Annotated in this window: 11 protein-coding genes; 4 read left to right on the forward strand and 7 right to left on the reverse strand. The window is 71.1% G+C overall.

What is annotated here, in order from left to right; genetic code table 11:
• Positions 1 to 336: 336 nt before the first annotated feature.
• Positions 337 to 1,539 carry a Shedu immune nuclease family protein gene (locus tag AB0L37_RS29235; protein WP_365511767.1) on the reverse strand — a complete coding sequence of 401 codons (1,203 nt, stop codon included), beginning with the start codon at positions 1,537 to 1,539 and terminating at the stop codon, positions 337 to 339.
• Positions 1,540 to 1,641: 102 nt separating this feature from the next.
• On the reverse strand, positions 1,642 to 3,429 hold the full coding sequence (gcl, locus tag AB0L37_RS29240; RefSeq protein WP_365511770.1) for a glyoxylate carboligase: 1,788 nt from the start codon (positions 3,427 to 3,429) through the stop codon (positions 1,642 to 1,644).
• Positions 3,430 to 3,688: 259 nt separating this feature from the next.
• On the opposite strand from gcl, the gene AB0L37_RS29245 reads away from it, so the two are divergent.
• Entirely contained in the window at positions 3,689 to 4,381 is a 693-nt protein-coding gene (locus tag AB0L37_RS29245; RefSeq protein ID WP_365511773.1) for a hypothetical protein, read from the forward strand.
• Positions 4,382 to 4,410: 29 nt separating this feature from the next.
• Positions 4,411 to 4,917, forward strand: a complete 507-nt coding sequence (locus AB0L37_RS29250) for a GNAT family N-acetyltransferase (protein ID WP_365511776.1) — start codon at positions 4,411 to 4,413, stop codon at positions 4,915 to 4,917.
• A gap of 20 nt (positions 4,918 to 4,937) precedes the next feature.
• Here the strand turns inward: AB0L37_RS29250 and AB0L37_RS29255 are convergent, their stop codons facing one another.
• Together AB0L37_RS29255 and AB0L37_RS29260 are read right to left on the reverse strand one after the other, a co-directional pair.
• Positions 4,938 to 6,560 carry an AMP-binding protein gene (locus tag AB0L37_RS29255; RefSeq protein WP_365511779.1) on the reverse strand — a complete coding sequence of 541 codons (1,623 nt, stop codon included), beginning with the start codon at positions 6,558 to 6,560 and terminating at the stop codon, positions 4,938 to 4,940.
• Complete coding sequence (locus tag AB0L37_RS29260; RefSeq protein ID WP_365511782.1) at positions 6,557 to 8,245, reverse strand: AMP-binding protein; 1,689 nt, start codon at positions 8,243 to 8,245, stop codon at positions 6,557 to 6,559. Before AB0L37_RS29260 ends, AB0L37_RS29255 begins: the two co-directional genes overlap by 4 nt.
• 122 nt (positions 8,246 to 8,367) lie before the next feature.
• On the opposite strand from AB0L37_RS29260, the gene AB0L37_RS29265 reads away from it, so the two are divergent.
• Positions 8,368 to 9,219: a helix-turn-helix transcriptional regulator gene (locus tag AB0L37_RS29265; RefSeq protein ID WP_365511785.1), complete on the forward strand. Its 852-nt coding sequence runs from the start codon at positions 8,368 to 8,370 to the stop codon at positions 9,217 to 9,219.
• 33 nt (positions 9,220 to 9,252) lie between these two features.
• Here the strand turns inward: AB0L37_RS29265 and dmpI are convergent, their stop codons facing one another.
• Together dmpI and AB0L37_RS29275 are read right to left on the reverse strand one after the other, a co-directional pair.
• Positions 9,253 to 9,447 carry a 4-oxalocrotonate tautomerase DmpI gene (dmpI, locus tag AB0L37_RS29270; protein ID WP_365511788.1) on the reverse strand — a complete coding sequence of 65 codons (195 nt, stop codon included), beginning with the start codon at positions 9,445 to 9,447 and terminating at the stop codon, positions 9,253 to 9,255.
• 113 nt (positions 9,448 to 9,560) lie between these two features.
• Entirely contained in the window at positions 9,561 to 10,454 is an 894-nt protein-coding gene (locus tag AB0L37_RS29275) for a LysR family transcriptional regulator (protein WP_365511791.1), read from the reverse strand.
• Positions 10,455 to 10,551: 97 nt separating this feature from the next.
• On the opposite strand from AB0L37_RS29275, the gene AB0L37_RS29280 reads away from it, so the two are divergent.
• A complete protein-coding gene (locus AB0L37_RS29280; protein ID WP_365511794.1) occupies positions 10,552 to 11,196 on the forward strand; it encodes a LysE family translocator in 645 nt (214 codons plus the stop codon).
• A 21-nt stretch (positions 11,197 to 11,217) separates the two neighbouring features.
• Here AB0L37_RS29280 and AB0L37_RS29285 read toward each other — a convergent pair whose 3' ends face one another.
• Positions 11,218 to 12,318 (reverse strand): winged helix DNA-binding domain-containing protein, encoded by a 1,101-nt coding sequence (locus AB0L37_RS29285; protein WP_365511797.1) that lies wholly within the window; start codon positions 12,316 to 12,318, stop codon positions 11,218 to 11,220.
• Positions 12,319 to 12,355: the final 37 nt, after the last annotated feature.

The raw sequence follows: 12,355 nt of genomic DNA on the forward strand, positions 1-12,355 counted from the left end.
GACCGTGTACGGGGATTGACGGGAGGTCAGCTCCGTACACGCAAGCCCGCACCACTGGCACGACCCGGATGAGGGGTGGTCTGCCGGTGGCTGCGGGAGGACGAGGACCGCGGCGGCAGGTGCGAGCCAGTGCGGTGGTGAAGGTTCCGGGATCGCTGTCGACCTGAGGCAGTACGACCCCGAGATCCGTCGCCCCGCCGCCGCGGTCCCAGCCACACGGACTCCGTCCGGTGGCGCGCATGCATGTTCCGCCAGTCGCGCGCCGTCGGACGGCAACAACTTCCCATGCAGAGCGCCGAGTTCGGACGGTCCCGAACTCGGCGCTCTTTTGTTCGCTCAGCCGGCGAGGGAGCGCTCGGCGTTGTCCAGCAGTTCCTTGTAGGTCAGCACTTCGACGCGGGCGACATGGGTGTTGAACGTACGCAGGGCCTCACTGATCTCCACCTCCGGCACATCGGGTTGCAGCCACGGATGTCCGATCAGGACGATGGCGCCGGCCCTGCGCGTCTCGATGCCGAACTCCTCACGGATGCGCTCCCGGTTCTCGTCCAGGCCGACGAGGTAGTTCACTGCCTGGCCCACCGCGTCATGCACCTCAGCCGTCGGCACCCAAGCGTTCCGGTACCGCTTGACCAGCGGCTTCCTCAAGCTCATCGCACGCTTCAGCTCGACGATGTGCAAGGAGCCGTCCGCACGGAGCAGCGGTATGTCCACCTCGTCGCCCGGCACCAGCCGCCTCTGCGCGGCTTCGCCCACGTACCGCCCACCGAAGATCCACGGCTGGCCCTGCACGGCCTTCTGCAGGTCGTGCTCCGATGCACCGGGGTCTTCGACCACCCGCCGCAACGCGGCCACATCAGCGGAACGCTGCCGCAGTTCGGCGGCGCGCAGCAGCAGACGCCCCTTGTCGTCCGCTGCCAGCAGCGCCAGCGCCTCCGGTGAGGTGACGATCTCCCTGGCCGCCTGGGCCGGGTCCTCGATGTCGATGCGGTTGCCGCGCAGAACGCGCTCCAGCCAGAGCGCGGTCTCCGCCATGCCCCTCGGTATCACGTAACGCCCAGGGCGATCCTCCGGAGCCCGCAGGAACCGGGAGTCCTCGCCCTGGGCCCGGAAGTGATCGACGAGGTCGGTCGCGGCGGCATCGGGATGGTCAGCCAGATACTTCTGGGCGGCGGACACCATCCAGCGATGTGTGGCCCACACCGTGTTCGCGAGGAACTCTCGGCTGGTCTCATCACGCGCGCCGTCCTGGAAGAGCCGGTAGCGCTCCTCGAACTCCGGTCTGAGGATGCGGCCCTCGGCATATTCGATGGAGTCGTGAAGCTGCCTGGCCACCGCCCACTCGTCCGCGCGGGCCGCGACCTCACGCGCCGCGGACAGCAGGCGGACCATCTCCTTGCCACCGCGACGCCTTCTACCGCGCCCACCGTGCATATGAGCGACGACAGCGGACACCGCGGCGTCCACCCCCTCGTCGGAAATGCTCTTGCGCACTTCCCGCAGCTGCCACTCCAGGCTCATGTCAACTCGTATCGGCATGGGCCGCATTGTGGAGCGTGGCACTGACAACCCCCGTGCACACCGAAGGGGCGGGCCACCGGTGCACCGGTGGCCCGCCCCTTCGGTGTGGGGTCCGGGCTGTCAGACCTTCAGCGGCCGGATCGACGTGGGCGCGTGCCCCGGCTCCGTCGCGATCTCCTCGAACTCCTTGACCGCGCTGATGTCGGCCGTGGGGCTCATCGAGATGTTCGTGATGCGCTCCAGGATCGCCTCGACGACGACCGGGACGCGGTGGTCCTGGGCGAGCTTCTTGGCGCGCTCCAGGGCCTCGCCCAGCTCGTTCGGGTCGGTGACCCGGATCGCCTTGCAGCCCAGGCCCTCGGCGACCTTGACGTGGTCGACGCCGTAGACGCCGAGCTCGGGGCTGTTCTGGTTCTCGAACTCCAGGTTGACCTGGAAGTTGATGTCCAGGCCGATCTGGGCCTGGCGGATCAGGCCCAAGTAGGCGTTGTTCACCAGGACATGGACGTACGGGATGCGGTGCTGCGCGCCGACCGCCAGCTCTTCGATCATGAACTGGAAGTCGTAGTCACCGGAGAGGGCGACGACCTGGGTGTCCGGGTCGGCCTTGGCGACGCCGAGCGCGGCCGGGATCGTCCAGCCGAGCGGGCCCGCCTGGCCGCAGTTGATCCAGTGGCGCGGCTTGTAGACGTGCAGCATCTGGGCGCCCGCGATCTGCGACAGACCGATGGTCGTCACGTAGCGCGTGTCCTTGCCGAACGCCTTGTTCATCTCCTCGTAGACGCGCTGCGGCTTCATGGGGATGTCGTCGAAGTGCGTACGGCGCAGGAGGGTCTCCTTGCGCTCGAGGTGCGAGGCGACCCAGGCGCTGCGGTCGGGGAGTTCGCCCGCGGCCTTGAGCTCGCGCGCGACCTCGACGAAGAGTTCGAGCGCGGCCTTGGCGTCGGACGTGATCCCGTAGTCCGGCGCGAAGATCTTGCCGATCTGGGTCGGCTCGATGTCGACGTGCACGAAGGTGCGCTCGCCGCGGTAGACGTCGAGCTTGTAGCCGGTGTGCCGGTTGGCCCAGCGGTTGCCGATGCCGAGGACGAAGTCCGACTCCAGGAACGTGGCGTTGCCGTAGCGGTGGCCGGTCTGCTGGCCGACCATGCCCGCGTTCAGCTCGTGGTCGTCGGGGATCGTGCCCCAGCCCATCAGGGTGGGAACGACAGGGGTGTGGGTGATCTCGGCGAACTCGACGAGCAGGTCGCTCGCGTCCGCGTTGATGATGCCGCCGCCCGCGACGATCAGCGGGCGCTCGGACGCGACGAGGAGGCGGATCGCCTTCTCGATCTGCGCGCGGGTCGCGGCCGGCTTGTAGACCGGCAGCGGCTCGTACGTGTCCGGGTCGAACTCGATCTCGGTCTGCTGGACGTCGATGGGCAGGTCGATGAGGACGGGACCGGGACGGCCCGAGCGCATCAGGTGGAAGGCCTGCTGGAAGACGCCGGGGACCTGCGCGGCCTCCAGGACCGTCACGGCCATCTTGGCGACCGGCTTGGCGATCGTGGCGATGTCGACGGCCTGGAAGTCCTCCTTGTGCAGCAGGTGGCTCGGGGCCTGACCCGTGATGCACAGGATCGGGATGGAGTCCCCGATCGCGGAGTAGAGGCCGGTGATCATGTCGGTGCCGGCCGGGCCCGACGTACCGATGCAGACGCCGATGTTGCCCGGGTTGGCGCGGGTGTAGCCCTCGGCCATGTGCGAGGCGCCCTCGACGTGGCGGGCGAGCGTGTGGTCGATGCCACCGCTCTCCTTGAGCTCCTTGTAGAAGGGGTTGATGGCGGCACCGGGCACGCCGAACGCGTTGCTGACGCCTTCGCGCTTGAGGATCTCAACGGCCGCGCGGGCGGCGGTCATTCGAGCCATGAGTGCTCCCGACTTCTGCTGTGACTGACTGCTACTTGTCCGGCTGTCGGATTCGCGCTCCCGTCGCGCCCCGCGGCGAGCTCTGAATTCCGTCCTGGTCTATGGCGTCCTGGTCTCCGCGGTCGAACTTTGTTATTCCATGATGCGGAAACTAGGTTCTGCTATATGGAAGCAATGTAGAGGGGCTCCTCAGAGGCCGTCAAGGTGGATGATGAGACCGACGTCGATCCGGAACGCGCGCCACGGAGGGGGGTGGACCATGGCCGAGCCGGTCCGCGTACGGTGCCCGGCCTGCACGCGCGAGCATGTGTACGTCGCCCCGGTCCTGCCCTGCGCGTGCGGGGCGCCGGTCGCTCCCCCGCTGCTGCGCGGCGCCGCCGCCGAGCCGGTCAGCGACCGCACCTGGGCCGACGACTGGGTCACCCTGCGCTGCCCGATGTGCGGCCGCCGCGACCGCTGGCCGCGCCCCGAGCTGGGTTGCGACTGCGGCACCGTGCTGCGCGTCCCGGTCCAGGGCGACCAGCTCCCCGCGCCCGCGCACATACCTCTGCCGCGCACGGCGGCCACGCCCCGCCCCGCCTTCCAGCCGGTGGCGATCCGCACCGCGCGCGACGCGGTGACCGCCGCCGCGCTGTATCTGCGCTGGCTCGGCTATCTGGAGGTGCGCCGCGCCGACCAGCGCCCGCCGTCCGGCATCGGCCTCGCGGCCCGCGGCGTGATCGCCCAGGTCGAGCCGTCGGTGCGGCCCGCGACGGTGCGCGACGTGGAGTGCCTGTGGCTCCAGGCGATGACGGAGTCCGCGGCCTGCGTCTACTTCTCCCTGGCCGGCTACCTGGACACGGCCCGCACCCGCGCGGACGAACTGGGCATCCCCCTGTTCGTCCTCGACCTCGCGGGGGTGCCCCAGCCGGTGAACAGCCCGGCGGACGAACTGATCGCGAGCGGGGCGTGACCGACAGGCCGGGCGGTGATACTGGCCGGATGAAGTTCCGCCTCGCCGAACCCGCCGACTTCCCCCGCCTCCAGGACATCGAGACCGCCGCCGGGGAGATCTTCCGTACGGTCGGGATGGACGCGATCGCCGACGACGCGCCGTTCACCACCGCCGAGCTGGAGCGCTACCGGCGCGCGGGCCACGCCTGGGTCGCGGTCGAGGACGACGGCACGGTCGCCGCCTACCTGGTCGGCGAGGTCGTCGAAGGCGCCTTCCACATCGAGCAGGTCACGGTGCATCCGGACGCCGCGCGGCGCGGGGTGGGCCGGGCCCTGGTCGCGTGCGCCGCCGACTGCGCGCGCGACCAGGACCTGGCCGCTCTCACCCTGACCACCTTCACCGACGTGCCGTGGAACGCCCCGTACTACGAGCGCCTCGGCTTCCACCGGCTCACCGAGGCCGAGATCACGCCGGGCCTGCGCCGCATTCGCGCGGCGGAGGCGGAGCACGGCCTCGACCGGTGGGCCAGGGTCTGCATGCGACGGGAGCTGTAGCGCCCGCTCCCGTTCACGTCCTACAACTCCCCGTATCCTTCGCGGAGTTCCACCTTCCGGACCTTCCCGCTCACGGTCATCGGAAACGACTCGAGGATGCGCAACCTGCTGGGGATTTTGTAGTGCGCGAGCCGGTCGCGGCAGTACGCGCGCAACTCGTCGAGGCCGAGCGTGTCCGCCGGGTCCCGCAGGATGACGCAGGCGAGGACCTCTTCGCCGTACGTCTCGTGCGGCACCCCGACGACCTGGACGTCGGCGATCTTCGGATGCCCGTACAGGAACTCCTCGACCTCGCGCGGGTAGATGTTCTCGCCACCGCGGATGATCATGTCCTTGATCCGGCCGACGATCTGCGCGTAGCCGTCCTCGCGCAGCACCGCCAGGTCGCCGGTGTGCATCCACCGTCCGGCGTCGATGACCTCGGCGGTCTTCTCGGGCTCCGCCCAGTAGCCGAGCATCACGCTGTAGCCGCGGGTGCACAGTTCGCCGGGCTCGCCGCGCGGCAGCGTGACGCCGGTGGCCGGGTCGATCACCTTGACCTCGATGTGCGGCAGGACGCGGCCGACGGTGCCGGTGCGCCGCTCCAGGTCGTCGTCGCGGCGGGTCTGGAGGGAGACGGGCGAGGTCTCGGTCATCCCGTAACAGATGCTCACCTCGGCCATGTTCATCTCGGCGACGACCCGCTTCATGACCTCGACGGGGCACGGGGAGCCCGCCATGATGCCGGTGCGCAGGCTGCCGAGGTCGTACGAGGCGAAGTCCGGCAGGTTCAACTCGGCTATGAACATGGTCGGTACGCCGTACAGCGACGTGCACCGCTCCTGCTGCACGGCGCGCAGCGTGGCGGCGGGGTCGAAGGACGGGGCCGGGATGACCATGCAGGCGCCATGGGACGTGGCGCCCAGATTCCCCATGACCATCCCGAAGCAGTGGTAGAAGGGCACCGGTATGCACACCCGGTCCTGCTCGGTGTAGCCGACCGTCTCGCCCACCCAGTAGCCGTTGTTGAGGATGTTGTGGTGGGAGAGCGTGGCCCCCTTCGGGAAGCCGGTGGTGCCGGAGGTGTACTGGATGTTGACCGCGTCGTCGCACGACAACTCGGCCTGCACGGCTGCCAGTTGCTCGTACGGAACCGCAGCCGCGGCCGCGACGAGCGCCTCCCAGCTCGCCTCGCCGATGAAGACGCGCTCACGCAACTGGGGGCATTCGGGGGCGACCTGACGGACCAGCTCCCGATAGTCCGTACCCTTGTGCCCGGTCGACGCGATCAGCACCGAGACACCTGACTGCTTCAGCACGTACGCCAACTCGTGGGCCCGGTACGCCGGGTTGATGTTCACCATGATCGCGCCGATGCGCGCGGTCGCGTACTGGACGAGGACCCACTCGGGGCAGTTGACCGCCCAGATGCCGACCCGGTCGCCCTTCGTGACGCCGCGCGCGAGCAGTGCGCGCGCCAACTCGTCGACGTCCGCGCCGAATTGGGCATAGGTCCAGCGGCGCCCGCTCGGTACGTCGACGAGCGCCTCGCGGTCGGGCCACGCGTCGACGGCCCGCTGGAGGTTGCCGCCGATGGTGTCGCCGAGGAGCGGCACCTCGCTGGTGCCGTGGGCATACGAGAGTGCGGCGGGGAGGGCGGTCACCGGAAGTCCTCCTCGCGGTACTCGGCGACGGAGCCGCGCGCGGTCGCCTCGCGCAGCTCGATGCGGCGGATCTTCCCGGAGACGGTCTTGGGCAGCTCGCCGAACTCGATGCGGCGCAGCCGCTTGTACGGGGCAAGGACCGCGCGGGAGTGCTCGAAGAGCAACTTGGCGGTGTCCGGGCCGGGTTCGTACCCTTCTGCGAGCACGACGTACGCCTTGGGGACGGCGAGCCGCAGCTCGTCGGGGGCGGGCACCACCGCCGCCTCGGCGACGGCCTCGTGCTCGAGCAGCGCGCTCTCCAGCTCGAAGGGGCTGATCTTGTAGTCGGACGCCTTGAAGACGTCGTCGGCGCGGCCCACGTAGGTCAGGTAGCCGTCGGCGTCCCGTGCGCCGATGTCGCCGGTGCGGTAGAAGCCGCCCGCCATCGCCTCGGCGGTGCGCTCCGGATCGCCGTGGTAGCCGACCATCAGGCCGACGGGGTGCGCGGACAGGTCGAGGCTGATCTCCCCTTCGTCCGCGCCCGGCCGGCCCGTGACGGGGTCGAGGAGCTCGACCTTGAAGCCGGGGCTCGGCCGCCCCATGGAACCGGTCTTGAGCGGCTGACCGGGGCTGTTGGAGACCTGCACGGCCGTCTCGGTCTGCCCGAACCCGTCGCGGATGGTGACGCCCCAGGCCCGCTTGACCTGCTCGATGACCTCCGGGTTGAGCGGCTCGCCCGCGGCCACGACTGCCCTGGGCGGTGTGCGGAGTTGGGTGAGGTCGGCCTGGATGAGCATGCGCCACACGGTCGGCGGCGCGCAGAAGGAGGTCACCCCCGCGCGGTCCATGGCGTCCATCAGTCGGCCCGCGTCGAAGCGCGTGTAGTTGTAGAGGAAGACGGTCGCCTCGGCGTTCCACGGCGCGAAGAAGTTCGACCAGGCGTGCTTGGCCCAGCCGGGCGAGGAGATGTTCAGATGGACGTCGCCGGGGCGAAGACCGATCCAGTACATCGTCGCCAAGTGCCCGACGGGGTACGACACATGGGTGTGCTCGACGAGCTTGGGGCGGGCCGTCGTGCCGGACGTGAAGTAGAGCAGCAGCGCGTCGTCGGCGAGGGTCTCCCCGGTGGGCGCGAAGGTCTCGTCGGCCGCCTGCGAATCCTCGTACGCGAGCCAGCCCTCCTCGGGTGCGCCGCCGGACCCGACGACGATGCGGGTGTACTCCCCCGGCACCTCGCCGAACTTGGCGACGTCCTCGGGGCGTACGACGACGTGCCGGGCGCGGCCGCGCTCGACGCGGTCGGTGAGGTCGGCGGGGCCGAGCAGCGGGGTCGCCGGGATGACGACGGCGCGCAGCTTCATCGCGGCGAGCATGGTCTCCCACAGCTCGACCTGGTTGCCCAGCATCAGGAGCACCCGGTCGCCGGCCCGCACGCCGTGCGCGGCCAGCCAGTTCGCGACCTGGTCGGAGCGGCGGCGCAGCGTGTCGAAGGAGAACCGCGCTTCGCCGCCGTCCTCCTCCACGATGTGCAGGGCGGTCTTCTCGTTGCCCTCGGCGATGACGTCGAACCAGTCGAGGGCCCAGTTGAACCGGTCGGGCCGGGGCCAGGCGAAGCCCTCGTACGCCGTCTCGTAGTCCTCCGCATGCTGCAACAGGAAGTCGCGGGCGGTGCGGAACTGCTGCGTGGGGCCGTTCGCCGTCGTCATGTGCGCTCCCGGAGTCCTTCTTGTTCGCGTCGTTGCGGACCGTGTCTGACATCGTGTAGTCCGTGGCGCAGGTCTCACCACCCCCGAACGGGGGTGAACGAAGCTCGGCGAGGTGATGGAAGGTGTCCGCACAGGCGGTGGAAGCGGTCGAGATGCGCGCGGCGCTGGTGCGACTGCGCCGGGGCACGGGCCTGCCGGTGGCGTTCGGCGGGCTCACCGCGAGCGCCGGACGGGCCGGAGTGGCAGGTCAGGTGCGGCTCGCCGAGCTGAGCGGCGCCGCGACGCACGCGCTGCGCGGCCTCGTCGTCACCGCGGGCAACGGCCTGGGCGGCAAGGCGCTGACCCTCGCCCGGGCGTGCGCGGTCACCGACTACCACGACTCGCGCCACATCAGCCACGAGTACGACTTCGCCGTCGCGGCCGAGGGGCTGCGCTCGGTCCTCGCGGTCCCCGTCGTCGTACGCCGCCGGGTGCGCGGTGTCCTCTACGGGGCCCTGCGCTCGGCCCAGCCGCTCGGCGACCGGACGCTGAGCGCGGCGATGGCCGCGGCGCGCGACGTGGAGCAGGCGCTGCTCGTGCGGGACGAGGCGCAGGCGCTGCTCGCCGCGGCGGCCGCGCCGGTGGCGGAAGGCACCGGCGCGTGGGAGGAGGTCCGGGAGGCGCACGGGGCACTGCGGGCGCTCGCGCCACGGATCGTCGACCCGGCGCTGCGGGCCGAACTCCTCGCCGTCTGCGGAAAGTTGGCGTCAGCCGCGACGCCGGTGGAGCAGGAGGCGGCGGTGGTGCTCGCGCCGCGCGAGGTGGACGTGCTCGCCTGCGTGGCGGGCGGCGCGACGAACGCGGCGGCGGCCGAGCGGCTCGGGCTGCGCCCCGAGACCGTGAAGGGCTACCTCCGCTCGGCGATGCGGAAGCTGGGCGCGCACACGCGCGGTGAGGCGGTGGCGTCGGCGCGGCGGGCGGGGCTGCTTCCGTAAGCCTCTTGTCGCGTCCCCGCCCGTCCCGGCGTCCTACTTGCCTGCGGCCTTGTCGGCGGTCAGCTTCCCGGCGGCGCCCCAGCTGTCGGTCGGGACCTCGTGGATCCAGACCTGGACGGTCTCGGCGGGAATCTTGTACGCGTCGACGAAGGCGTCGGTGACCCGCTTGACCAGGTCGCGCTTGAGCTCGACGTCGCGGGGACCCTGCTGGATGGTGACGATCGGCATGACTGAACTCCCTTTTCCGGTTTCCCGGCGGTTTCCCGATCCGGTTCTTGCTGACGACGTCAGTCCATCGCGTCCCGGGCCCCCGACCAAGAAGCAGTTCGTGAGCGCAGCGATCAGTGATCGTGATCGCCGCTGCTCAGGCACGCTTTCCGGAACGCGTCGAGGGCGGCGTCGGAGCCTTCGGTGCGGGTCACGAGCACCGTGGTGAGGGCGAGTCCGGGCGCGGCGAACGGCACGAAGGCGACCCGGGAGCTGTGGACCACGCGCGCGTGGGCGGCGTACACGACCGTCCAGATCGGGGTGGTGCCGGTGCCGATGGTGGCGAGGGTGTCCTGGAGGGTGCCGGTGGTGGGTCCGGGCCGCGGCTCGAACCCGGCGTCGTGGCAGGCGCCCACGACGAGGTCGACGAGGGCGGGGTGGTTGTCGCGCCGGGTGAGGCTGAGCGCGAGGCCGGCCAGGTCGGTGACGGACACCTCGGCGGCTTCGGCCAGCGGGTGGCGGGCGGGCAGGGCCGCCACCAGCGGCTCCGGCCATACGGGAACGGCGCGCAGCCCGTCCGACGCCTCGGGTCCTTCGGGCCCTGACCGCAGGAACGCCGCGTCGAGGCGCCCGTCGCGCACCTGCCGCAGGCGCTGCGCGGGAGGCGCCGAGACCAGCTCGACCTCGATGTCCGGCTCCTGGACGGCGTACGCGCCGAGCACGCGGTCCAGGTGTTCGCCGAGCCCGGTACTGGTACCGACCCGCAGGGCGGTGCGCCGGGCCACGGCCGCCCTGGCCCGTTCGGCGGCGGCGAGCACGGCGCGCGCCTCGGGCAGCAGGCGCTCACCGGCGCCGGTGAGCCGCACGTGGCGGGGCGAGCGGTCGAACAGGTCGGTGCCCAGCTCCCGTTCGAGCCGGCGGATCTGCTGGCTGACGGCGGACTGCACGATGTGCAGCCGCTCGGCGGCCCGCCCGAAGTGCAGTTCTTCGGCGACGGTCACGAAGTAGGCGAGCTGGCGCAGTTCCATGGCGGCGACCCTAGAACGGGATCCCGGTGCCATTGTCGGTGGGATGGTCTTCAATGGGGACTTCGGGGTGTCTTCGATGGTGTGCGGGGTGGGGCGGATGGTCTCGACGGATCGGTTCCTGGCGTTCGCGGCGATGTCGCTGCTGGTGATCGTGATCCCGGGCCCGAGCGTGCTGTTCGTGATCGGCCGGGCGCTGGCGCACGGCCGACGCACGGCGGTGGCGACGGCGCTGGGCAATGTGTTCGGCTCGTATCTGCTCGTGGTGGCGGTGGCGCTCGGCATCGGCGCGCTGGTGGAGCGCTCGGCGGCCCTGTTCGTCACGGTGAAGCTCGCGGGCGCGGCCTACCTGGTGTACCTGGGCATACAGGCGTTCCGGCACCGCCGGGACATGAAGGCGTCGGACATCAGCGGCCCGGTGGGACCGCCGCGCGGCGATCTGCGCACGGTGCTCGACGGCGCCCTGGTGGGGGTCACCAACCCGAAGGGCATCGTGTTCTTCGCGGCGGTCCTGCCGCAGTTCGTGAACCACGAGGCGGGCCGGCTTCCCGCCCAGATGCTCCTGTTGGGCCTGATACCGATCACGATCGGCCTGGTCACGGACACCCTGTGGGGCTTGACGGCGTCGGCCGCGCGCACCTGGTTCGCGCGCTCCGACCGACGCCTGTCGCTCATCGGCGGCACGGGCGGCTTCGCGCTGATCGGGCTCGGGGTGACGGTGGCGGCGACGGGCCGGGCGGACTGACGCCGTCGGCCTTCACGAGCCTCAGGTCCGTACGGTGCCGAAGTCCACGGTGACGGGGCCGGGTGCCTCCAGGACGGCGGCCATGCGCTCGGCCTCGGCGACGAGTTCCTCGCGCCGGCCCCGGGTGAGCGCGGCAAAGGGCTCCAAGGTGACGACGCTGCCTGCCTCGCTCTCCTTCAGGGTCCACAGCCCGGCCAGAAAACCATCGACGAGGAAGGTCAAGTAGGCGGTGTTCACCTGCCAGTTGCGACCCCGGTCGGCCTCGTGGATCACGCGGGTGCGGTCGGCGTGCGACAGCAGGAGGTTGTCGAACTCGGCGAGCAGCCGGGGCGGTGCGGGGGTGTCCTCGTCGGGGCGCGGCGCGTCGGGCAGGTCGAACAGCTCGACACCGTGCTCGTCGCGGAACGTCACGAGCCGGGGGCGCAGCCGCTCGAAGACCTCCTTGGTGCGGGTCAGGCCGGCCCACTGCTGGAAGTCCTTCACGGAGGCGGGCCCGAAGGCGGCGAGGTAGCGCAGGACGGTGTCGTCGGCGGTGGGCGCCGGCCCGGCCTGCCGTCCCAGCCAGTGCTCGGCGGTGGTCAGCCGGACGCCGCCGCTGCGCCGCCACAGTCCGCGCGGGGTGACCTGGACGAGGGGCAGGGAACAGCGGGCGGCGATGGTGAGGGCGAGGGGGTCGGCGTCGGGCCACTCCTTCAGGAGCAGTTCCCTGATCTGCTTCGGCGTGCGCGCCTCCTCGACGACGTACGCCTCGGTCAGGGCGGCGAGCCGGGCGAGGTCCACCCCGTCGAGGCCCTTGCGGAACATCCTCAACTCCCGCTCCCTGGCGGGCTGGACGAGCGGGCGCACCGTCAGGGCGTCGTCGGCGGTGTGCAGATGGATGGTGGACCGCATGGTGACGAGGCGGACCAGGCGCCGTGCCTCCAGGCCGTCGGAGAGCTCGGCGGGGGTGAAGCCGTCGAGCCGGGCGGCGAGCGCGAGATACGGCGGCCGGACCTCCTGGGCCTGGAGGCCGACGAGGTGGGCGACGGCCTGTTCGGCGGTCAGCGCGCTGCGGCGCAGCAGCAGTTGCCGCTCCAGGGTGGATCGGCCCAGGGCGCGGGTGGTCATCGGCTTCGTCGTCATACGCCGACGGTAGCGGGGATGGAGGACAGTAACTGTC

This window comes from Streptomyces sp. NPDC052225, from assembly GCF_040679615.1.
GTDB lineage: Bacteria > Actinomycetota > Actinomycetes > Streptomycetales > Streptomycetaceae > Streptomyces.